Source organism: Bradyrhizobium sp. USDA 4532, assembly GCF_024171315.1.
GTDB classification, from domain to species: Bacteria; Pseudomonadota; Alphaproteobacteria; order Rhizobiales; family Xanthobacteraceae; genus Bradyrhizobium; species Bradyrhizobium australafricanum.
The window spans coordinates 1,798,516-1,821,745 of the sequence record NZ_JALJZN010000001.1; the positions used below are offsets into that span (position 1 = coordinate 1,798,516).

At 64.3% G+C, this 23,230-nt stretch carries 17 protein-coding genes; 11 read left to right on the forward strand and 6 right to left on the reverse strand.

Annotated features, from left to right (window positions below; genetic code table 11):
• Positions 1-48 precede the first annotated feature (48 nt).
• Positions 49-987, reverse strand: coding sequence for a GlxA family transcriptional regulator (locus J2R76_RS08675; protein ID WP_076832223.1), 939 nt, complete (start codon positions 985-987; stop codon positions 49-51).
• Between the two features lie 140 nt (positions 988-1,127).
• Here J2R76_RS08675 and J2R76_RS08680 point away from each other — a divergent pair, with 140 nt between their 5' ends.
• On the forward strand, positions 1,128-1,814 hold the full coding sequence (locus tag J2R76_RS08680) for a DJ-1/PfpI family protein (RefSeq protein WP_076832220.1): 687 nt from the start codon (positions 1,128-1,130) through the stop codon (positions 1,812-1,814).
• 373 nt (positions 1,815-2,187) lie between these two features.
• Here the strand turns inward: J2R76_RS08680 and J2R76_RS08685 are convergent, their stop codons facing one another.
• Positions 2,188-2,598 (reverse strand): NADH:ubiquinone oxidoreductase subunit NDUFA12, encoded by a 411-nt coding sequence (locus tag J2R76_RS08685; RefSeq protein ID WP_057019975.1) that lies wholly within the window; start codon positions 2,596-2,598, stop codon positions 2,188-2,190.
• A 269-nt stretch (positions 2,599-2,867) separates the two neighbouring features.
• Between J2R76_RS08685 and J2R76_RS08690 the strand changes: the two genes are divergently transcribed.
• Complete coding sequence (locus tag J2R76_RS08690) at positions 2,868-3,422, forward strand: BA14K family protein (protein ID WP_253590373.1); 555 nt, start codon at positions 2,868-2,870, stop codon at positions 3,420-3,422.
• Positions 3,423-3,489: 67 nt separating this feature from the next.
• Here J2R76_RS08690 and J2R76_RS08695 read toward each other — a convergent pair whose 3' ends face one another.
• On the reverse strand, positions 3,490-4,386 hold the full coding sequence (locus tag J2R76_RS08695; RefSeq protein WP_076832182.1) for a DMT family transporter: 897 nt from the start codon (positions 4,384-4,386) through the stop codon (positions 3,490-3,492).
• A 180-nt stretch (positions 4,387-4,566) separates the two neighbouring features.
• Here J2R76_RS08695 and J2R76_RS08700 point away from each other — a divergent pair, with 180 nt between their 5' ends.
• A complete protein-coding gene (locus J2R76_RS08700; protein ID WP_026192708.1) occupies positions 4,567-4,971 on the forward strand; it encodes a response regulator in 405 nt (134 codons plus the stop codon).
• 19 nt (positions 4,972-4,990) lie between these two features.
• A complete protein-coding gene (locus J2R76_RS08705; protein ID WP_057019973.1) occupies positions 4,991-7,228 on the forward strand; it encodes a CHASE3 domain-containing protein in 2,238 nt (745 codons plus the stop codon).
• A gap of 6 nt (positions 7,229-7,234) precedes the next feature.
• On the opposite strand, the gene J2R76_RS08710 is transcribed toward J2R76_RS08705, so the two are convergent.
• The gene (locus J2R76_RS08710) at positions 7,235-8,128 is read right to left on the reverse strand and encodes a DMT family transporter (protein WP_076832180.1); all 894 of its coding nucleotides are present in this window, start codon (positions 8,126-8,128) and stop codon (positions 7,235-7,237) included.
• An 816-nt stretch (positions 8,129-8,944) separates the two neighbouring features.
• Here J2R76_RS08710 and J2R76_RS08715 point away from each other — a divergent pair.
• The 3 genes from J2R76_RS08715 (at position 8,945) to J2R76_RS08725 (ending at position 16,895) form a co-directional block, all read left to right on the forward strand.
• The gene (locus J2R76_RS08715; protein WP_076832177.1) at positions 8,945-12,718 is read left to right on the forward strand and encodes a vitamin B12-dependent ribonucleotide reductase; all 3,774 of its coding nucleotides are present in this window, start codon (positions 8,945-8,947) and stop codon (positions 12,716-12,718) included.
• A 176-nt stretch (positions 12,719-12,894) separates the two neighbouring features.
• Entirely contained in the window at positions 12,895-13,356 is a 462-nt protein-coding gene (locus J2R76_RS08720) for a hypothetical protein (RefSeq protein WP_076832174.1), read from the forward strand.
• Between the two features lie 149 nt (positions 13,357-13,505).
• Positions 13,506-16,895, forward strand: coding sequence for a hypothetical protein (locus J2R76_RS08725; protein ID WP_253623926.1), 3,390 nt, complete (start codon positions 13,506-13,508; stop codon positions 16,893-16,895).
• A gap of 172 nt (positions 16,896-17,067) precedes the next feature.
• On the opposite strand, the gene J2R76_RS08730 is transcribed toward J2R76_RS08725, so the two are convergent.
• Complete coding sequence (locus tag J2R76_RS08730) at positions 17,068-17,775, reverse strand: L,D-transpeptidase (RefSeq protein ID WP_253623927.1); 708 nt, start codon at positions 17,773-17,775, stop codon at positions 17,068-17,070.
• A 352-nt stretch (positions 17,776-18,127) separates the two neighbouring features.
• On the opposite strand from J2R76_RS08730, the gene J2R76_RS08735 reads away from it, so the two are divergent.
• Positions 18,128-18,823, forward strand: coding sequence for a hypothetical protein (locus J2R76_RS08735; protein WP_076832166.1), 696 nt, complete (start codon positions 18,128-18,130; stop codon positions 18,821-18,823).
• A 283-nt stretch (positions 18,824-19,106) separates the two neighbouring features.
• Positions 19,107-19,361 carry a hypothetical protein gene (locus J2R76_RS08740; RefSeq protein ID WP_063790162.1) on the forward strand — a complete coding sequence of 85 codons (255 nt, stop codon included), beginning with the start codon at positions 19,107-19,109 and terminating at the stop codon, positions 19,359-19,361.
• A gap of 207 nt (positions 19,362-19,568) precedes the next feature.
• Here J2R76_RS08740 and J2R76_RS08745 read toward each other — a convergent pair whose 3' ends face one another.
• Positions 19,569-20,693, reverse strand: coding sequence for a metallophosphoesterase (locus tag J2R76_RS08745; RefSeq protein WP_076832163.1), 1,125 nt, complete (start codon positions 20,691-20,693; stop codon positions 19,569-19,571).
• A gap of 485 nt (positions 20,694-21,178) precedes the next feature.
• Here J2R76_RS08745 and J2R76_RS08750 point away from each other — a divergent pair, with 485 nt between their 5' ends.
• Both J2R76_RS08750 and J2R76_RS08755 read left to right on the forward strand, forming a co-directional pair.
• Positions 21,179-21,967 (forward strand): hypothetical protein, encoded by a 789-nt coding sequence (locus tag J2R76_RS08750; RefSeq protein ID WP_076832160.1) that lies wholly within the window; start codon positions 21,179-21,181, stop codon positions 21,965-21,967.
• Between the two features lie 238 nt (positions 21,968-22,205).
• Complete coding sequence (locus J2R76_RS08755; RefSeq protein WP_076832156.1) at positions 22,206-23,201, forward strand: LLM class flavin-dependent oxidoreductase; 996 nt, start codon at positions 22,206-22,208, stop codon at positions 23,199-23,201.
• Positions 23,202-23,230: the final 29 nt, after the last annotated feature.

The following is a 23,230-nucleotide window of genomic DNA, read 5'->3' on the forward strand; positions in this document are numbered from 1 at the left end:
ACGACATGGATCGCGTGAAATCGGACAACGAGCTTGTCCCAAACGCGCCTACCCGGCCCGCGCCGCACGCCGCAGTGATTGCGGCGGCTGGCCGAAGGCGCGGATGAAGGCGCGGCGCATCCGCTCAGGATCGCGGAAGCCGGTGATCTCGGCGACGCGCTCGATCGCCTCGCCCGACGACTGCACGCGCTGCCGCGCGACTTCGATCCTGAGCCGCTCGACCGCTTTCGACGGCGTCGTGCCGGTCTCCGCGATGAAGGCGCGGGTGAAATGCCGCGAACTCATCCCGGCCTTGTCGGCGAGGTTCTCGACCGTCAGCGGCGCATCGAGATGCTCGCGCGCCCAGGCGAGCAGCGGCCCGAACCGGCCGTTCGGCGTCTTCAATTCCAGCAGCGAGGAAAACTGCGACTGCCCGCCGCTGCGCCGATGATACAGCACGAGTTGCCGCGCGGTGTTCTGCGCGACCTCGTCGCCATAGTCCTCGGTGATCATCGCGAGCGCGAGGTCGATGCCGGCGGTGATGCCGGCCGAACTCCAGATATTGCCGTCACGGACGAAGATCTGGTCCGGCTCGAGCTTGATCTTCGGATAGGTCTTCACGAAATGCGGCGTGCGCTGCCAATGCGTGGTGGCGCGGCGGCCGTCGAGCAGGCCCGCCTCGGCCAGCACATAGGCGCCCGAGCAGACGCTGGCGACGCGGATGCCGCGGCCCGCCATCCGCCGCACGAATGACAGCGTGGCCGGACAGGTCGCCGGCGTGCGCACGCCGTTGCCGCCGGCAATGATCAGCGTCGTGATCGCCGTCGATGGCTTGAGGCCGCGCGCGAGCATCTCGACACCGGACGAAGAGCGCACCGGTCCTGCCTTCACCGCAAGCGTCCTGATCGCTGGCGCGTTGTTGGCGAAGCGCGCCGCGATCTCGAAGGCCGCGATCGGCCCGGCCGCGTCGAGCAGCTGGAAGTCGGGAAAGATCAGGATGCCGATCATCGCCAAATCCTCGCAGGTGACGTTACTTTCCTGGCAGCCCTCTCTCAGGAGCCTTCGTCCGAAAATGAGGGAAATACGCCATTTTGGACGAGAGGCCATCATGACATCGTGGTTCCGTCAAGCGCTATTTGGAGCCCCCGATGACCGAACCCCTGCAGATTGGATTGCTCGTCTTCCCGAAGGTGACCCAGCTCGACCTGACCGGTCCGCTGCAGGTGTTCTCCTCGGTCCCCGGCGCCAAGGTGCATCTGATCTGGAAACGCATCGAACCCGTTCCGACTGATTCCGTCATGGTCCTGACGCCGACCACGACCTTTGCCGATTGCCCGCAGCTCGACGTGATCTGCGTGCCCGGCGGCTTCGGCACCGACGACATGGTCGGCGACGAGGAGATGCTGGCCTTCCTGCGCAAGCAGGCCGAGGGTGCGAAATACGTCACGTCGGTCTGCACGGGATCGCTGGTGCTCGGCGCGGCCGGCCTGCTCAAGGGCTATCGCGCCACCACGCATTGGAGCTCGATTGATTTCCTGTCGGGCTTCGGGGCCATTCCGACCAGGACGCGCGTCTGCGTCGACCGCAACCGCTTCACCGGTGGCGGCGTCACCGCGGGCATCGACTTCGCGCTGACGCTGGTGTCGGAGCTCGTCGACCGCAAGACCGCGGAAGCGATCCAGCTCAGGCTCGAATACAACCCGGCCCCGCCGTTCAACGCGGGCTCGCCGGATACCGCACCGGCCGAGATTCTCGCTTTCATGAAAGAGCGGATCGCGCCGTCGCAGGCGCGCCGCGCCGACTTGATGGGCCGTGCCGCGGCACGGCTGTCCTGACCTGATCGCCGCAAAGAAAAAGGCCGCCCGGTTTCCCGAGCGGCCCTTCCTGTCTCACGGTAGCCTCACATTTGCGGGCGATTTCAGGACGTCTGTACCGGGGGCCTATCTCCCGGCCGCATCCAACTCGGAGGCCGCTGCACATCGGGACAGTCGCGATCTGGAGCCCGATCCGACGCGATGGTTTCCCATCTCCGTAAGATGGCCCTATTGAGCCGCGAACCCGCGCCCGGCGCAAGCGGGCAGCATCGGCTGCAGCCCACCTGTCCCCGCTGTTACCGTTGTTCACAGGCGCGCGCTTGCGCTGCCGGGCGCGTGTGCGATGCACGCGCGTCGTTACGCACGTGCAGGTCAGAACAACAATGCGTGAAAGTCAGCTTCCCGGCGTCCAGGCGTGATAGTCGCCGGTCGCCTTGGGGCGGCGGCCGCTCGCCAGCGTCGAGCCGGACGGGCGGTAAGCCTGCGCGGTGCCGGTCAGGTTCGGCAGATGCGGCTTCTCCCATTCGCGCGCCTGGTAGCTCTCCTCGGTCGGCGGCACATCAACCGTGTGATGCAGCCAGCCGTGCCAGCCGGCCGGAATGCGCGAGGCTTCGGCGTAACCGTTGTAGACCACCCAGCGGCGCTCGAAATGCAGCGTCGGATCGATCTCACCGCCCTTGGTGCGGTAATAACGGTTGCCCTGCTCGTCCTCGCCGACCAGTTCGCCGAATCGCGAGGTCCACAATTGCGTGCCAAAGGTCTGGCCATTCCACCAGGTGAAGAATTTCAGCAGGAATTGTTTCATGCGTGGCCGGTCGTCGGTTCGAGACTATGCGGCTCTGATGCCACCTCATTCCCCAAATGTCCAGCCGCCGCCAAGGTAGCCCCGCACCCCTCGGACAGCCCCCGGTTTATGCACCCGTTTGGCGACCAAATGACGCGCTCACGAGGAGTTTTGTTCAGGTGCCATACATGAGCCGCCGGCTACGCGAAGATGACCCACAATCAATGTGGAGCACGGGAACGTCCGATCACAGAGATGGTTAGACATTCACCGTTTTGATGGAGTCCAAAATGATCAATATGAAGGTTCTGAGCACCGCCGCGGCTCTGGCGCTTGCGCTGCCGTTGGCTGTGGCGCCGACCGTTTCGTTCGCCCAGTCTGCCGCACAGATGGGTGCGATGGGCGGCGGCGGCGGCCACGTTGGCGGCGGCGGTGGTGGCGGCTTTGGCGGCGGCCGCGGAGGCGGAGGTGCCATGGGCGGCGGCGGTGGCGGCGGCTGGCACGGCGGCGGTGGCGGTGGTCACTGGGCCGGTGGTGGCGGCGGCGGTTGGCGCGGCGGTGGCGGCTGGCACGGCGGGTATCATCGTGGCGGCGGATTCTGGCCCGGCGCGGTGGCCGGTGCGGTCGTCGGCGGCGCCCTCGCCTCGGGCGCTTATTACGGCTCCGGCTATGGCTACGGCCCCGGCTATTATGACGACAGCTACGGCTATTACGATGAACCGTCTGTTGCCGTGGAGGTGCCGAGTGGCGGCGGCGCCAGCTACTGCGCGCAGCGCTACAGGTCCTACGATCCTGCCTCGGGCACCTATCTCGGCTATGACGGCCGGCGGCATCCCTGCCCGTAATGAAGGCCTGAATTCTTGATTGCAAAAGGGCGGCGCCAGCGCCGCCCTTTTTTCATGTACGCAAGTCTTATGTGCGCAAGGCGACCGCGACGGCCGCGAACGTCACCACGAGCGCTGCGATGTCGCTCGTGCTGAGCGGCTCGCGCAGCATCGCCGCTGCCGCAAGCACGCCGACGACGGGGACCAGCAGCGTGCCGATCGACGCGGTCGCCGCCGGCAATCGCTCGAGCGCCGCAAACCAGCAGACATAGCAAAGGCAGAACTGGATCAGCGTCATGTAGATCATCGACGCCCAGCCGAACTGCGACAGCGCGGCGAGCTGCGGCTGCTCGATCATGATGCCGATGATTGCGATCGGCACGCAGCCGATCGCAAGCTGCCAGGCCGCGAGCGACAGCGGCGGCATCGCGAGCTTGAACGATTTGGTCAGCACCGTGCCGAGCCCGACGCAGACCGCGCCGGCGAGCGCGAACAGAATCCCCGGCAGCTTGCCGAGGCTTGCGTCGATGCCGCCGCCGCCGATCAGCACCGCGATCCCGGCGAGCGCCACCGCAAGCGCAAGCGCACGCGGCAGCGACACACGCTCGCCGAGCACCGGCCAGGCCACCAGCGCGACCCACACCGGAATCGATATCCCGAGCACGGCCGCCTCGCTGGCCCGCAGCCAGATCAGCGCGAGGCCCATGGACGCGACCCAGCCGCCGATCGACAGTGTCGACACCAAAGCAAGCCGCAACCACATGCCGTCGGGCACGCGCAGCGTCTGTCCCCGCACCAGCGCGACCAGCCCGAGCGCAACCGCGCCGACCACGCCGCACAGCCCGCGCGCGGACAGCGGCGGCCACTCCGTGAGCAGGAACTTCATGATCGGGAAGTTGAGTCCCCAGCCGATCGAGGCGACCACCAGGAATGCGACGCCAAGCGGTGACAGCGGGGCGCGGCCGGCGATGGGAACTGCGGTCATGGACCTGTCGTAAAGGGGATGGACAAATACAGGTGATGTGTCACGGCTAGCTGGAAATCTGCTTGTCAGCAAACAGCATATGCATTCTATGATACAGACTTTCCGTCTAGGTTCCGCCTTAATTGACGAACAGGCCAAGCGAGTCGCCGGCACGCGAGGCCGTTAGAAAGAGGATGCATCGTGCCGAGCGTTCTCGTGGTTGATGACGACCCGATGGTGTGCGTTGCCATCGAGGTGTGTCTGCAACGCCAGGGCTTCGAGGTCACCGTCGCCGATGGCGGCGAAGCCGGCATGCGCGCGCTCGAGCAGGCCACCTTCGACGTCATGCTGGTCGACGTCTTCATGCCGCATATGCGCGGGTTCGAGGCGATCCGCGTCTTCCACGAGCGTGCCCCCGATATTCCCGTCATCGCGATGTCCGGCTATGCCTTCGCCAATGCCGATCGCGCGCCGGACTTCCTGCGGATGACGATCGAGCTCGGCGCGTCCGCCTGCCTGCGCAAGCCGTTCACCCCGCAGGCGCTGATTGCCGCCGTTAACGAATGTCTTGCGAAGTATGCACCTTCCGCTCGTCTTTCGAAATAATTGCTCGTACTAATCCTCGATGGCTTCCCAGCGTCTCATTCTCGGCAGCGGCCTTGCGATCCTCCTCGTCATCAGCGCGGCGTCGATCGGGTTGGACGTCAAGTCGCGCAGCGAGATTGATTCGGTCGATCGCACGCTCAGCATCCTGAAGCGCATTTCGGACGCGCGTCAGCTGCCGCGCAGCGTCGAGAGCGCGGCGCGCGGTTTCGCGCTGACCGGCGATGCGTCCTTTGCCGACGAGTTTCGCGAGCAGAGCGCAGCCCTCACCGCGGCCTTCGACGATCTGATGGCGGCGGTGACGTCGGCCCCCGAGGAGGCGCAGTTGATCACGGGCACCAGGGTCGAGGTCCAGCGTGCCATTGCGCTCGGCGCCGAGCTGATCAGGTTGCGCAGCGCGGGCGACACGGCCGGCGCCGCGGCGCTGGTCTCCGCCGGCGAGAGCCGCGCGCTGACCGACAAGGTCGGCGCGGCGCTCGACCGCCTGGTCACCGAAGAGCGCCGCCTGCTCCGGATTCGCACCGACCAGTCCAAGACCAATGGACGGCTGCTGCTGATGATCGATCTCGCCGGCGTGGCGATGATCCTGCTGCTCGCGATCGCGCTGACGGTGACGGCCCGGCGCGCCAGCCGCGAACTGCAGGGCGCGCTCAGCGCGACCAAGGCGACCAATCTGTCGCTCGAGGGCAAGGTCGCCGATCGCACCAAGGATCTCGGTGCCGCGCTCGAAGAGCTCCGCCGTTCCACCTCGGTGATGGAAACCACCTTCCGCACCATGGCGGAGGCGGTGCTGGTGATCGACAGCGCCGGCACCGTGCTGCTGTCGAACCCGGCCGCCGAGAAGATGCTGCGCTACAAGCCGGGCATGACGGTCCGGCAGCTGCGCGCCATGAGCAACGTGTTCCAGTCCGACGGCGTCACGCCGATGCAGGCCGACGACATGCCGTCGGCCAGGACGCTGCGCGGCGAGGAATTCGACGGGCTGGAATTCGTCGCCAAGCCGGTGCGCGGCGCGCCGGAGATTCACCTCGTGGTGTCGGGCCGGCCGCTGCGCGATGGCGACGACACCGTCACCGGCGCGGCGCTGATCTATCACGACATCACCGCCTCGCGCGAAACCGAGCACAAGCTGCAGCAGGCACAGAAGCTCGACGCCATCGGCAAGCTGACCGGCGGCGTCGCGCACGACTTCAACAACATGCTGACGGTCATCACCGGCACCACCGAGACGCTGGTCGACAGCCTGCGCGCCCAGCCGCAGCTCGCGAAAACCGCCGAGCTGATCGACCGCGCCGCCGAGCGCTGCCGCGAGCTGATCCAGCATTTGCTCGCCTTCGCGCGCCGCCAGCCGCTGGAGCCGCGCACCGTCGACATCAACGGCACCGTGGTCGACATCGCCAAGCTGCTGCGGCCGACGCTCGGCGAGCAGATCGAGATCAATTCGGTGCTGGCGCCCGATGTCGCCAGTGTCCATATCGATCCGTCGCAGCTTGCCAACTCGCTGCTCAACATGGCGATCAACGCCCGCGACGCGATGCCGAACGGCGGCAAGCTGCTGTTCGAGACCAGCAACATCGTGCTCGACGACGCCTATGCGGCTGTCAATCCCGACATCACGCCGGGCCGCTACGTGCTGCTCGCGGTCAGCGACACCGGCACCGGCATGTCGCACGCGGTGCAGGACAAGGTGTTCGAGCCGTTCTTCACCACCAAGGAAGTCGGCAAGGGCTCCGGCCTCGGCATGAGCATGGTCTACGGCTTCGTCAAGCAGTCCGGCGGACATATCAAGATCTACAGCGAGGAAGGCCACGGCACCACGATCAAGCTCTATCTGCCCCCTGCCCGCGGCCAGGTCGAGGTCGAGGCGCCCCCGCCGGAGCCGGTGCGGCGCGGCAGCGAAGTCATCCTGGTGGTGGAAGACGACCAGCTGGTGCGCAACTATGTGGTCACGCAGCTAGGCGCGCTCGGCTACAAGACCATCGCCGTGCCCGACGCCCGCGCCGCGCTGGCGCTGGTCGACAAGGGCGAGAAGTTCGACCTCCTGTTCACCGACGTGATCATGCCCGGCGGCATGAACGGCCGCCAGCTCGCCGACGAGGTGCAAAAACGCCGCCCCGGCATCAAGGTGCTCTACACCTCGGGCTACACCGAGAACGCGATCGTGCATCACGGCCGCCTCGACGAAGGCGTGCTGCTGCTGGCCAAGCCCTACCGCAAGGCGCAGCTCGCCAGCATGCTGCAGCAGGCGCTCGGCGAGTGATGTGAGCTACCTCGTCGCCAGCGCGACGCCGGCGAGCGTGAACAGCAGCGCGACGATCTGGCTTGGCCCCAGCGGCTCGTGCAATGCGACCGCGGACGCCACCACGCCGATCACAGGCACCGCCATGGTGCCGATCGCCGCCACCGAGGCCGGCAGGCGGGCGAGCGCGGCAAACCACGCGACATAGGCGACGCAGAACTGGATCAGCGTCGAATAGACCAGGAGCCACCAGCCGACGGTCGTGATGCGGTCGACATGCGTGGTCTCGATCATCATGCCGACGATCGCGATCGGCACGCAGCCGAGGCCGATCTGCCAGGCCGCGGCCGGGATCGGCGGCATCACCAGCGGATATTTCTTGGCCAGCACGGTGCCGAGCGCAAAGCCGAAGGCGCCGCCGAGCGCCATGATGATTCCCGGCAGCTTCTCCTTGCTTGCGGTGATGCCGCTGCCGCCCATGATCGCGGCGAGGCCTGCAAAGGCCATCACCAGCGCGATGGTCCGCAGCAGCGTCGGCCGCTCGCCGAGCACCGGCCAGGCCAGCAGCGAGGCCCATACCGGCATCGTGTAGGCGATCAGCGCGGCCTCGCTCGCCGGCAGCCAGAGCAGCGCCAGCCCCATCAGCACCATCCAGCCGGTGACGTTGAGCGTCGCATAGAGCACGAGCCGCGGCCACAGCCGTTTCTCGACATGCAGGCTCTGGGCGCGGATCAGCGCCAGCACCGCCAGCAGCACGGCGCCGATCACCCCGGTGGTGCCGCGCAAGGTCAGCGGCGGCAGCTCGCCGAGCAGGAACTTGGTGGACGGCCAGTTGAACCCCCAGCCCACCGAGGTGATGGCGAGGAACATCAGGCCGGCGGGCGCAAGGCGCGGCCGCGCTTGAGGCTTCTGGACTGTCATGGAACCCGGCAAGGGTGTGAAAAGGATGTGAGTCGGCCTCACCTTGCCCGCGATTTTGTCGCCCGACCATCACGGCTCTGACATGCCTGATCCGTACTTTGCCCGTAGGCCTACGTGAGTCCCCAAAATTCAATCCGGGACCGCGAATAAAAACTTCGCCTGTGAACAGCGGGGCGAAGCTCCGATCCACAGGCGATAGGAATTTTTTTGGCTTGGGAATCCCTGAGGACTCACCGATAGTTGGCCCGATCACAGGCGCGGCACCGACCCCTGTTATCCCCCTCTTTCCACCATATTTAGTGTTTGATTCAGAAACTCGTACTAGTCCTTGACGGGCGTGACGGACATGGCCTAGCTTTCAACCTGTTCGGCGCGAGTGTGTTTGGGTCCCCGCCGGTCGCTCCCACAAGGGTTCCAAAATGACCACTCCGCCAGGCCTTCGGGCCGCGGGTGAAGGGCTTTTCTGCCCTGATTTTGGGGCCGCGTCGGGGACGACAAACGGGCCGCGAAGGACCCGGAAACAGAGGCCGTAACCGGCCCGCAAGAAGCGTACGCGTGACGTGTCGCGTGAAGCGTTTGGGGCGTTGAATGCATGACCCGGAGCACCCGACCAGTCGGGCGCCGCGCCGGGACGATGCCGCCGCAGGACCGGTCATACCGGTGCCCAGCGGATGAGAGAAAACAGGCCGGATCCACCGGCTGAGCTGCGGATGACGGGAGGCGTGCTGACGCGTGTTCCGAAGTCCGCGAACAGACAACATTCCGGCACCTGCGGGGAAACGTGGGGCCGGGCAGAAGAAGAGACGGGGCTCGACCATGCGAATCGAACGACGCAACACCACCAGCGGACAATCTCCCTATGCCGGGATCAATTTCCGCCTGACCACATCAGAGATCCGCAATCCGGACGGCTCGGTCGTGTTCCGCGCCGAGAACGTCGAGGTTCCGGAGTTCTGGTCGCAGGTCGCCTCCGACGTGCTGGCGCAGAAGTATTTCCGTAAAGCGGGCGTTGCCGCGCGCCTGAAGAAGGTCGAGGAAGAGACCGTGCCGTCCTGGCTGTGGCGTTCGGTGCCGGACACCGAGGCGCTTGGCCTCCTGCCGGAGAACGAGCGCATCGTCGGCGAGACCTCGGCCAAGCAGGTGTTCGATCGCCTCGCCGGCTGCTGGACCTATTGGGGCTGGAAGGGCGGCTACTTCTCCACCGAAGAAGACGCCCTCGCCTTCTTCGACGAGCTCCGCTTCCAGCTGGCAAAACAGATGGTCGCGCCGAACTCGCCGCAGTGGTTCAACACCGGGCTGCACTGGGCCTATGGCGTCGATGGCCCCGGCCAGGGCCACTATTACGTCGACTGGAAGACCGGCAAGCTCACCAAGTCGAAGTCGGCCTATGAGCATCCGCAGCCGCATGCCTGCTTCATCCAGGGCGTCGGCGACGACCTCGTCAACGAGGGCGGCATCATGGACCTCTGGGTGCGCGAGGCGCGCCTGTTCAAATACGGCTCCGGCACCGGCTCCAATTTCTCGAGCCTGCGCGGCGAAGGCGAAAAGCTGTCCGGCGGCGGCCGCTCAAGCGGCCTGATGAGCTTCCTCAAGATCGGCGACCGCGCCGCGGGCGCGATCAAGTCCGGCGGCACCACCCGCCGCGCGGCCAAGATGGTCGTGGTCGACGCCGATCACCCCGATATCGAGACCTATATCGACTGGAAGGTGAAGGAGGAGCAGAAGGTCGCGGCCCTCGTCACCGGCTCCAAGATCAACCAGAAGCACCTCAAGGCCGTGATGAAGGCCTGCGTCAACTGCGAAGGCAGCGGCGACGACTGCTTCGATCCCGAGAAGAACCCGGCGCTCCGCCGCGAGATCAAGCTCGCGCGCCGCGCGCTGGTGCCGGACAACTACATCAAGCGCGTCATCCAGTTCGCCAAGCAGGGCTACAAGGACATCTCGTTCGACACCTACGACACCGACTGGGATTCCGAGGCCTACCTCACCGTCTCCGGCCAGAACTCCAACAACTCGGTGTCGCTGAAGGACGATTTTCTGCGCGCGGTGGAAACGGACGGTGACTGGAATCTGGTCGGCCGCACCACCAGGAAAGTCACAAAAACGCTGAAGGCCCGCGACCTCTGGGAGAAGATCGGCTACGCCGCCTGGGCGAGCGCCGATCCCGGCCTGCACTTCAACACCACGATGAACGACTGGCACACCTGCAAGGCGTCCGGCGACATCCGCGCGTCCAATCCGTGCTCGGAATACATGTTCCTGGACGACACGGCGTGCAACCTCGCCTCGGCCAACCTGCTGACGTTCTACAGCACCACCACCAAGCGGTTCGACATCGAGTCCTACGAGCACCTCTGCCGGCTCTGGACCATCGTGCTCGAAATCTCGGTCATGATGGCCCAGTTCCCGTCGAAGGCGATCGCCGAGCTGTCCTACGAATTCCGCACGCTCGGCCTCGGTTTTGCAAACATCGGCGGCCTCTTGATGACCATGGGCCTGCCCTATGACAGCAAGGAAGGCCGTTCGCTGTGCGGCGCGCTGACCGCTGTGATGACCGGCATCTCCTACAAGACCTCGGCCGAGATGGCGGCCGAGCTCGGCACCTTCCCGGGCTACAAGAAGAACGCGGCGCACATGCTGCGCGTGATCCGCAACCACCGCCGCGCCGCCCACGGCAACGCCACCGGTTACGAGGCGCTGTCGGTCAACCCGGTGCCGCTCGATCACGCCTCCTGCCCGCAGGCGGACATCGTCACCCATGCCAGGCTGGCCTGGGACGACGCGCTGGCGCTCGGCGAGGTCAACGGCTACCGCAACGCCCAGACCACCGTGGTGGCGCCGACCGGCACCATTGGCCTGGTGATGGATTGCGACACCACCGGCATCGAGCCCGACTTCGCGCTGGTGAAGTTCAAGAAGCTCGCCGGCGGCGGCTACTTCAAGATCATCAACCAGGCGGTGCCGTCGGCGCTGCGCGCGCTCGGCTATCGCGAGAGCGAGATCGCGGAGATCGAGGCCTACGCCGTCGGCCACGGCTCGCTGTCGAATGCACCGGGCATCAATGCCTCCACCCTGAAGGCCAAGGGCTTCACCGATGAAGCCATTGCCAAGGTGGAAAAGGCGCTGCCGACCGCGTTCGACATCAAGTTCGCCTTCAACAAGTGGACTTTCGGTGAAGACTTCATCCGCGACCAGCTCGGCATCGGCGCCGAGGCTATCGCTGCCCCCGGCTTCGACCTGCTCCAGGCCGTCGGCTTCACCAAGCGCGAGATCGAGGCCGCCAACGTGCACATCTGCGGCGCGATGACGGTGGAAGGCGCGCCTCATTTGAAGGCCGAGCACTATCCCGTGTTCGACTGCGCCAATCCCTGCGGCAAGATTGGAAAACGCTACCTCTCGGTCGAGAGCCACATCCGGATGATGGCGGCCTCGCAGCCGTTCATCTCGGGCGCGATCTCCAAGACCATCAACATGCCGAACGACGCCACGGTGGAGGACTGCAAGTCCGCCTACCTGCTGTCGTGGAAGCTGGCGCTGAAGGCCAACGCGCTGTACCGCGACGGCTCGAAGCTGTCGCAGCCGCTGAACTCGCAGCTCATCGCCGACGATGAGGACGAGGACGATGCGGTGGAAGCGCTGTACGAGAAGCCGATGGCCGCGCGTGCCGCCCAGGTCTCGGAGAAGATCGTCGAGAAGCTGGTCGAGCGCATCGTCGTGATGCGCGAGCGCGAGAAGATGCCCGATCGCCGCAAGGGTTACACCCAGAAGGCGGTGGTCGGCGGCCACAAGGTGTACCTGCGCACCGGCGAATATGACGACGGCCGGCTCGGCGAGATCTTCATCGACATGCACAAGGAAGGCGCGGCGCTGCGCTCCTTCATCAACAATTTTGCGATCGCAGTATCCCTGGGTCTGCAATACGGCGTGCCGCTGGAAGAATATGTCGACGCCTTCACCTTCACCCGCTTCGAGCCCGCGGGTCCGGTGCAGGGCAACGACTCGATCAAGTACGCGACCTCGATCCTCGACTATGTCTTCCGCGAGCTCGCGGTGAGCTACATGGCGCGCTTCGATCTCGCCCATGTCGATCCGAACGAGTCTGGCTTCGACGCGCTCGGCAAGGGCGTCGAGGAAGGCAAGGAGCCGGATGAGGCCCCCGCCCAGCACCAGGCGACCAAGTACCTGTCGAAGGGCCTGACCCGGTCGCGCACCGACAACCTCGTCGTCATGCGCGGCGGCTCGGCCGCGGTCAGCCAGGGCGCCGACAACGCGCCCGCCGGCAGCCGCGTCACCGCGCTCGCCTCTCACGGCGCAACGTCGCGCGGCGCCTCCGACACTGTCGAGGGCGCGGTCGCCCTGAAGCAGGAAGTCAGCCACGACCTCTCGCCGACCGAGAAGCTCGAGGCATTGAACTGGAGCAAGCCCGGCACCGCCGCAGCCGCCGCCCCGTCCAAGGCCGAGCGTCGCGCCGAAGCGAAGGCCAAGGGCTACGAAGGCGAGATGTGCTCGGAGTGCGGCAACTTCACGCTGGTGCGGAATGGGACGTGTATGAAGTGCGACACTTGCGGGTCCACGACGGGGTGTTCGTGAGGCGGTAGACAGCGTTCATCAGCCCTCCGGGAGCGGCGGCGGAGAAAGTTGGTCCCCAATCCCAATCGAGTGCTCTTCTCCGGCTCTCTAAGCGCCGGCAGTAACAAGAAGGATCGCGGCGAGCTTCGGCTTCGCCGCGAAATCGCAAACCGAACGAAACATGAATCGATAGCGCTATGCCCGAACCGATTACGCTCACCACTCTGCTTATCGCCGGCGCAAACCTAGTCGGTACCGAGACCGTCAAAGAAGTGACCAAGGACGCCTACCGCAAGCTGAAAGAGAAGGTCGGCGAGGTGTTCGGATCACGGGCCTCGACCGCAGTGGCAAAACTCGAGAGTCCCGCGACTCACGAGGAAGGGCGGAAGGATCTTACGCGTTGCGTGGACGATGACCTGCGACCCGACGAGGCGTCCGAGCTCGCTCCGTTTGTCGAGGCGCTCGTCCGAGCGATGCAGGCCGACACCGTCGCCAAAAGCGCCGCGCAATCCCGGGTCGGTCTAGATATCGAGGCGGGCGGCAATGCCTTCATTCGCGACATCAAGGGCGCCCGCGAAGTCGTGGCGAAAGTCAAGGCCGGTGAAGACGTCACTATCGAGGGCCTGCATCTGGACACGGGAAGATATCCGGGAAAATAGCCGGCGCGCTCGCTGGTCCTAACAGCGCGCCGGTCTCCAACACGGATCAAACTGCTGCCGGTCTTCGCATCGATGCGAAAGCCGGTGGAAATGCAACGGTCACCGTCAACCAGTATCAAGGTCCCGACCTAGCTCAGATCCGTAGCGAGATGATGAGCGTGCTCGTGACTGCAGGTCTGACCGCTGGGCTGGTGCAGGTCCAAGAGGTCGTTGTTCCAGCGCATGAACAATACCTTTCGGACCAGTTGGACCGCCTGCGGGACGGTGCGAAGACTGCGGATCCGGACACCAATCTGAAGCTGTTTCACAGCTTCATGGATAGTCTCCCAGCCGATGCCAGCGACACCATCCGCTACCGCGCGAAGGCAAACATCGGACTGCAACATCTCGCGCGCGGGGAAGGCGTCGAAGCGATCCAATGGCTTCTCGACGCGTACGACGAAGCACCGAACGATCCACGCGCGATCGCGAATCGCACCCTTGCCCTGTTCGTGCGAGGAGACGCCGACGAGGCATATCGCTTCGGCCGGGAACGGTTGGATGCAGATCCGACCAACGAAGTCCTCGCTTCCTATCTGCCACAAATTGCGGCCAAGGTCGCCAGCGTCACCGACGGCCTGGATGGCATTCCGAACGACGTGCGTGACAAGGAAAGCCTTCTCATCGCGCAGACCGCGTTTCTTCGAGGCCGTAACCTCGTTCCGCAATGGTGGGATTTCGCGCGACAGGCGCTCGCCAAGCATCCCAACTCCGAGCACTTGAAGATGCTGGCAGCCTTCGCTGACGTCGATGAGATATCGCGCGACCCTAACGCGTCACGGACCTTAATCTTCACTGCCGATCAGCGCGCGAGGCTTACCGCGGCTGCCTCGGTGCTAGAAGCGGACTGGCAATCCAAGCCATGGTTGCTGACCAGCCGTTTCGACGACGCGATCTATACCTTGTCCGTCGCCATGATCGCCTACCGCTTCCTACACGATCGGGAAAAGGCGCTGGCTCACGTCGAGCGTATGGCCGACGCAAAAATTGACGAGCCGGGCGTCCTACTCAACGGCGTGACCATCGCGTTGAGTTTCGGCAGAGCCGACCTTGCTCTCCGCCTCATCGCCCTAGTACCGAGCAATCCTGATCTCGCCTTCCACGCCGCTGTGATTGCAATCGGTGAGAACCGGTGGTCGGATGCCGTCGAGCTCTTCGGCAAGGCCAATATTCCGGATCACGAACAGCGCGTAACCGAAGCTGCGATCGCACTTGCCCCGATCGCGGAGGCCGGCAGACCATCCGACGGAAGTCCGGCGGATCCCGCGCCGTTGATGGATCTGATCTCGAAATTCAAGGACAGCGCGCGCGGCCTCGTCCTGATCGCGCAGGTCGCCACCGCGAGCGGATTGAGCGACGTCGCGGAATCGGCGTTCGAAGCCGCCGTGGAAGCAATTCCGGAATACAGCGATATCGCTACGCGCCTCATGGTCGCGCACCAAGCCGATCGGGCCGGCTCACCAGCCGCGGTAATCCAGCTCTTGGATGGACACCTTCCGTTCGAAGGCTTCGAGAAGGACTTCGAGTTGCTCTCCGTCGCGCATGCCAACGAGCATCCGCACCGCGAGCGGAATCTTACCTTCTTCTCCCGGCTGCCTGCCCGTCTTCGGGACTCTCACCCGATCGCCCGCGCACACGCGAGCGTCCTGGTCGACGTTGGGAAGCTTCCCGAAGCGATCAGGCTGCTCCGCCATCTCCGCGACAAAGATCCGACGGACGCGCTCGTCGCTCTTCGCATTTATGATGCTCTATACCGATCGGCGGACATTGTCGGCGCCGAAGCCGTAATCCGGGGAGTCGATCTCGCGCGCCTGGTCGGCGTTCCCGAGCACATCATGCGACTGGCGCACGAAACGCTGCGCCAAGGGGACTTCGAGCGGGCCTACGTCGCCGCCTACAACCTCGTCCGTCGCCATCCGAACAACCCCAACATTGCATTGGGTTACGCCGGACTGGGCCTGATGTACGAGGTCAACCCGATGTTCACGGCAACGACCGCGGGTCTGGGTACTTACGTCGCCGTCGAGGCACCCGACGGCCTGCGGCAGGACTTCGTGATCGACGAGGGCGGCGACTTCTTTGGCATGAACGTTCAAGCCGCGACGTCCGGGATCGCGACTCGCGTGATGGGCTTGCGCCGCGGCGAGACGTTCGCGATACCGAAGTTCGGCCTGGATCAGCCCGAGACCTGGAGGGTCGTCGAGGTCAAATCCAAGTATCTCCACCTTCAGCATCGCGTTTTCGAGGAGTTCGAAACCCGTTTTCCGGGCAAGCCCGGGCTAGCCAGGTTCACGGTCGGCCAAGACAACATCGACAGTGTTCTCGATGTCGTCCGCCGAAGCGCCGAAGAGAACGTCAAGAACGCGCAAGTCTACATGGATAAGGCCCTCCCACTCGCATTCATCGCGCGAGGGCTCGGCGGCGACGTCGTCAGCTTTGCCCAGTTCGTGCGTAAATTGGGCGGCCGGGTCGTTACGTGTGCTGGGAATTTACCGGAGCGTATTGGGGCCGTCAGGCTGGCGCGGCAACATCGGGGGAGAGGTGCAGTCCTCGATGCCTATACCGCTTGGGTGGCGGCCGAAATCGGGATCCTACCAGTGCTGAAAGCATGGTTCGGCAGCCTTCGGACGCCGACTTCAACAATGACAATGATAGACCGGATGACCCGGCGCGAAAACGACGGTCGTGGCCGCCGTCAGATGACCATTAGCTACCAGGACGGGCAGTTCTACCGGAACGAGGTGACGGACGAATATCGCGATCACCAGATCGGGGCGATCAATCGCATCCGCGATTGCATTGAGCAGAAGTGCGAAGTTGTTCAGGTCCTGGTGCCGGATGACGTTTCTGAGACGACGGAAAACCTACTTGCCGTGTGTGGCAGCCGATTCCTCGATGCCGCCTTCCTTGCCGCCCGGAGCGACGCGCTTCTGTTGTCCGACGACATGCGGTTCCGCCAGTTGGCGGCGGAAGCCACAGGAACTGCTGGGACCTGGTTGCAAGCCGCGCTTCTCGCCGCCACTGAAGCTAGGCAGCTGGCTCCTTCCGAATACGCGAGAGCGGTAGTCGGCCTGGCCAGGAATGCGCACGATCACGTCGTGCTGAACGCTCCCTTGCTCTATCTCATTGCACGCCAGGATGAGGACGGTCTTCCCGGACTTCAAGCGGCGTTGCGATGCCTTGGCGGCCCGAACGCTGAGATGGTCTCTCATCTGAACGTCCTCGTCAGCTTCATCACGCTGCTCTGGCCTCCGGACAATCCGCTAGACGAGGTGAAAACGAGAGCTGCCATCGGTCTGAGTCTCGAAATCTTCCTGAGTGCTCGAAGTCGCGATTGGGCCCCGTTACTTGGCGAGATTTTGCTGCGGACTGGCCACAATCGTGATCTGGCAAGATATCTGTCGGGCTGGCTCCGGGGCCATTTTATCACCAAAGCCGTCGTGGAGAATGCACTTGCGCCTGCGGCACCGCCTCGACGCCGGCGCAGGAAAGCAGCTTGATTGCTGGTTGCGGATAAGCGGAGATTCGGACTGGTTTTTGCTGCTTGTAGGTCCCGTCCAGCAAAGGGTCGATCGGATAGCCGAAGACGTAATCCGCTGTTTCGCGCGCAACAGTCACGGCGGGTTATGCTTCGCTAGCCCGCCCCTTGCTGGAGCCTGCGGTCGACGCCGTCTACGCCGGCAGCACGATCACCTTCGTTTTTACGGGCGTCCGCGAATAGAGGTCGATCATGTCCTGACTGAGGAGGCCGGTACAGCCGCTCGTAATACCGTTCCCGATCGTTTCGGGGGCGCTGGTGCTATAGATCGTGTAAAGCGTGTACACCCCATTTTGGTAGAGGTAGAGCACGCGCGCGCCAAGTGGATTGTCGAGACCCCCCGCCATGCCGCGAGCATATTTGCCCGCCTCCGGCTGGCGCGCGATCATCTCCTTGGGCGGCGTCCAGGTCGGCCATTCGGCTTTGCGCCCGACATAAGCCTCCCCGCTCCACCGGAACCCATCGCGGCCGACATTGGCGCCATAGCGGGTCGCGTTTCCTTCGCCTTCGATGCGGTAGACATAGTATTTGCTCGGATCGACGATGATCGTACCGGGCGCCTCATCGCTGTGGTACTTCACGGTCTTGCGAAAATATTTCGGATCGACCTTACTGACGTCGACCGCGGGGATCGGGAATTTCTCGTCGGGCACGGGCCCGTAGACCTTCTCCGCCTCGGCCAGGGTCATGTAGTCGGATGCGCAACCGGCCAGGCTCAGTGCGGCGAGACCGGCAGCAGAGCCGGCCAGGAACGCCCGGCGGTTGAGAAAGCCCGACCGAGATCCGGGCAGAGCGCCCTCGCCCATCGCACCGGCGTCGGCAATTCCACGGTCCATGATCATGATTTCTGATTTTCCCTTGTCCCGTTGCGCGGCAGAAGCAGACTTTGGCATACAGTAGAAGGGAAAAGAAAAGTTCTTCGTCATTGTCTGAGGTTGACCAACAGATGGTGTTGTGAATCCTTCCGAGAACAATGCGAGAACTTCGGCGGATTACGCTTCCGCCTTCGCTCCATGAGCTAAAGGTCGGCGGGTTACGCCTTCGGCTAATCCGCCCTACGCGATGGCAACAACTGATTGATCACGTTTTCATGCGATTGATCTGCGGCGCTTTGTCGGACCAAATTAGTATGGAATCACCGCCCCGCTACCCTGCCGCATTCCATGCGGAAAATGAATCGAAGGTGAAAACCCAATGAGACGCGTTGTCCAGGCTTCGCTCGGACTCCTCGCATGGAGCATTCTCCAAACCTCGCCCGCATCCGGCCAGCTCAAGGGCAACGCCGACAACATTTGTCGGAACGGATATTTCCCGCGCGAGAGCACCGACTACAGGCTGGCGAAGATCAAAGGCGCAGCCGGCGACAGGATCTATTTCCGCGGCGACGGCAACGAGCGTTGCCCCGACGACCAAGCCTGTCGTCTGAAAACTTATGTCGTTCGCAACGATGAAGTCATTGTTTCCCGGACGTCAGGCAAGTTCGCATGCAGTTGGTTTCAACCTCGCAAGGGCACTGAGACGGTCGGCTGGATCGAGATCGAAAGGCTTGCGTGGCAGGAGGACATACGAGGACCGGCAGAACGGGATTGGCTCGGCGAGTGGCGTGCCTACGACAACGTCATTCGCATCTCGAAATCGAAAGAGGGAGGTCAGCTGGCCATCAAGGGCGAGGCCATTTGGGGTTCGGGCAGCCGCACCCATTCCGGCGAGCTTGATTACGAAGCAAAACCTTCAGACGATAAGATGAAATTCGGTGACGGGACGGACGAACTCGACTGTCAGGTCACGATGCAGCTCGTCGGCAAGTTACTGGTTGTCGGCGACAACCTCCATTGCGGCGGGACAAACGTCTCATTTTCAGGTGTCTACCAAACGAGACCGACGCGATGAGCATCTCGCGGCTCGTAGGGCGGATTAGCGCAGCGTAATTCGCCCTACGTCGCGGTAACGCCGAGCGGCGGGTTACGAGGAGTCTATCATCGGACACGCGTTCCGCGCGATCCGTTGGCGAACCCACCCTACTCGTTACGTGCTTGTTCGTTTCGCTCAGGCCGCCTTCGCTGCACCTCGATCGCGAAGAGATTGGTGTGAAGCTGGCAAGATCATTGCCGCTGTCAGACCGAGATCGGCGGGACGAAATCGACCCGTTGCGGACGTAGATGGGTCGGCCATAATGTCTTCTTTTCAAGGCAATTCGGTCGGAGGCGAGATGGTCGATCCGTGGCCCGCAGATGCAAAGTTTCAAATGGGTGACTATGCCGCCAAGAAAGGGCGAGCATCATGGCGCGGTCGAATCGTTGGTTGGTATCGTACGGATTTGACCAGGCTCGGATATGCGATCGAGAGCTACTTCGAGCCCGGCTCGGTGCAGATTTACCCGGAGACGGCGATCGACGCATGGCAGCCGCCGGCCTTGGAACGTGAGTGACCGATTCTCACCCTCCTGCGACCTTCGGAACGTTTGCTCGTGCACGAATCGGAAGCCTCGTAGCCCGGATGAGCGAAGCGATATCCGGGACCGGCATCGCCATACGCACGACCGACCCCGCATGTCGCTTCGCTCATGCGGGCTACCGCTGCCCCCCCTGGCCGAGAAACAGACCGGACACCGCGCATCGCATGCGCAACAAATCGATCAGACGCCTTCAGCCACACGCAACGTGATCCGGGTCAATTCCGACGGGCGGCCGAGCCGCAAGGCAAAGCCCGGCCAGAGCGCGGTGCCGTTGTTGACGTAGAGCGTCATCCCGTCGACGTCGTAGCGGCCGGAGACGAAGCCGGCGTTGGCGCGCGCGGCGAGGCGATCGATCCCCAGGATCAATCCGCCATGGGTGTGTCCGGAGAGTTGCAGCGCGACGCCGAGCCGAGCGGCCTTTCGTGCGTCGCTCGGCTGGTGGTCGAGCAGGACGACGGGCGCGCCTTTGGGGGCGCCGTCGAGAACCGCGGCAAGGTCGCGTATGGAATGCCCCCGGTGGCGCGACGCGCGGTCGGTGATCCCTGCGATCACCAGGCGGCCGCCGCCGCGTTCGAGCACGATGTGCCTGTTCTCGAGCGAGCGCAGGCCGAGCGCTTCGTAGTGCGCCATCCAGCCGTCATAGCCGAAGATATACTCGTGATTGCCCGAGATCACGTAGACGCCGTCGGCGGCCATCAGGTCGCGCAGCGGCGCGATGTCGTTGCGCCGCGCATCAATTGTGCCGTCGATCAGGTCGCCGGTGATCGCGATCAGGTCGGCGCCGAGCTTGTTCGAACGCTCGACCACGGCGCGCGCCCACGGCGCGGGAAACAGCCGACTGATGTGCAGATCGGTCAGTTGCAGGATGGTGTAGCCGTCGAACTGTAGCGGAAGTCCCCTTATGCCGACCTCGACATCCCTGAGCGGCGGAATCCGCATCGCCTGATGCACGCCGAGCGCGGCGGCTGCGCCCGCGAGCGCAGCAAGTGCGTAGCGGACGCCGTCGGGCGCGCCGACGAAGCCGCCGTGGATCAGCGCGGCCACCAGCAGCCCGGCATCGAGCGCCAGTTGCAGCAGCGCCAGCAGCATGATCGCACCGAACGCCCAGTTGAACAGGACGACCACCGGACGCGGAAACTCCGGCGAGAATTCCGATCCCGACGACAGTCTGTTCCAGCGGTGAAACTGCAAGGCAACCAGCACCAGCAACGCGGCGACGATCTTTGCCGGGAGCGGCCAGTCGAGTGGCCAGATGAAGCGGGCCAGGATCAGCAGGCTGGTCAGGCCGAATATGAGCTGGGGAATAGGTCTCGCTCCGGATCGGATCGGTTAAGGCTGTGCGGGTCGGCGCCCAGCGAAGGTAGGGTGGATCGGCCGCAGGCGTAAGCCGCCATCGTCAGCACATTTTCGGCAAGTTGCGCTTCGCCGAAACGCTCTGCGCTTTTGTCCCAGTAGCCGGGATGAGCCAACGGGTCGCGCGAACGCGCGCCCGATGACAGGCTCCACGACATCCGGGATCCGCCTCGCACCGGTCCCCGCATATCGCTTCGCTCATGCGGGCTACGGGCTGCACGCCTTGCTGCGGAGCGCAGCCGGAGGCCGCGTTGACGCCTCGGGGTCTCCTGGCACCTTCCCCATTAGCATTATCGGCCCCTCCCGAAAAATGAACTTGAACATTGCTCATTTCCATGTCAGATATTGAACATTGTTCATTTTGTTTGGAGCCGACGATGCAAACGACCTTCCGGATGGACGGATTGACCGGGTCCGAACGGCCCGTGAAACCGTGGATGAAACTCGCCCCGACGATCACCACGATCGGCATCATCGCGGCATTCGCGGTGCACGGGCGCATCGCGCAGCCGGCCCACTACAACGATTTCGCCGACCACTCGGCCATCTTCGGCATCTCGCACGCAGCCGATGTCCTGTCGAACATCGGCTTCGCCCTGGTCGCGATCTGGGGCTGGCTGGCGCTGCGCCCTCACCGCAACAGTGATCAGCTTCGCACCGGATGGCCGGGCTATCGCCTGTTCCTGATCGGATTGTTCCTGACCGCCTTCGGGTCCGCGTTCTTTCACCTCGCCCCCGGCAATGGCCGGCTGACCTGGGACATGCTGCCGATCGCGCTTGCCGGCGCGGGCTTGCTGGTCGGCGTCCGCGGCGACACCCAGCCGGGATCGAAGACGAACATTGAAGCGATCGTTCTCGGGCTTTACGCCACCGCCAGCGTCGCATGGTGGGTCACCACCGACCGGCATGGTACGGGCGACCTTCGACCGTATCTGCTGCTGCAGGTCCTCCCTCTCATCCTGATCCCGCTCTGGCAGTCGATCTATCGCGCGCCGCGCGCCGACCGCATCGCGTTCACCACCGCGATGATGTTGTACTTTGTGGCCAAGATCGCCGAAGTGCTCGACCACCAGATCGCGAACACGCTTCATTTCGTCAGCGGACACACCTTGAAGCATCTGCTCGCGACGGCAGCCACGGCCGCAATCGTCTGGGGCCTGACGCGACGATTCTCCGATGGCGGCGGGCGACGGGGTCATTTCGGAATAATGGAAAAGTATCGCTGATTTGCCCGACGCGTCAAGTCGCTTTTCCGAGTGCCGGCGGCAGCCTGCACCTTTGCATGGGGTTGTTTTCGATATTTTGGACGGGCAGCCTTGCTTAGTCGATCGCATCGGGCGGATTGACCGGCATGGCGACCGCATCCATATGCATCTGCATGAACCGGCTGTTCCCCGCCGTTTCGCATCCACCTGGACACAGCCAAATACCATCGGCTCCCGTCCCTAACGCTCCGGAGTCGCCGTGGCCGCCCTCTCCATTCTCGATCTCGTCCGCGTCACCGAGGAAACCGACGCGCGCGGCGCGCTCTATAACGCGCGCGATGTCGCCGTGCATGCGGAGGCTCTCGGCTATCGCCGCATCTGGGTGGCGGAGCATCACAACATGGCGGGCATCGCGAGCGCGGCGACGTCGGTCGTGATCGGGCACATCGCGGCGGGCACCAAGACCATCCGGGTCGGCGCCGGCGGCATCATGCTGCCGAACCACGCGCCCTACGTTATCGCCGAGCAGTTCGGCACGCTGGCGCGGCTGTTTCCTGACCGTATCGACCTCGGCCTCGGCCGCGCCCCGGGCACCGACCAGCTCACGCTGCGCGCGCTGCGCCGCACGCCGGAATCCGCCGAGAACTTTCCGCAGGACGTGCTCGAGGTGCAGGCCTTCCTCGCGGCGGCCGGTCCCAACCAGCGCATCCAGGCGGTGCCGGCCGCGGGCACCGACGTGCCGCTGTGGATTCTCGGCTCGAGCAATTTCGGCGCGATGCTGGCCGGCGAGCTCGGCCTGCCCTACGCCTTCGCCTCGCACTTTGCCCCCGAGCTGCTGATCCAGGCGCTGCAGATCTATCGCGCCCGCTTCAAGCCGTCGGAGCAGCTCGACCGCCCCTACACCATGGTCGGCGTCAACATCATCGCCGCCGACACCGACGAGGAGGCGCGGCGGCTGGCGACCACGCAGCAGATGTCGTTCACCAACATCTTCCGCGGCGCGCGCGGCCTCAGCCAGCCGCCGATCGACGACATCGAGAGCTACTGGTCGCCGGCGGAGAAGGTGCAGGCGATGCGGATGCTCGCGCGCTCCATCATCGGCTCGCCCGCGACGGTGCGCGCCGGCATCGACGCGCTGGTCGCGGAGACCGGCGCCGACGAGCTGATGATCGTGTCCGACGTCTACGATCACCAGAAGCGGCTGCGATCGTTCGAATTGATCGCCAAGGCCGGCGGGATCACACCGCAGACGTAGCCTGCAGGATGGGCAGTAGCCGACACACT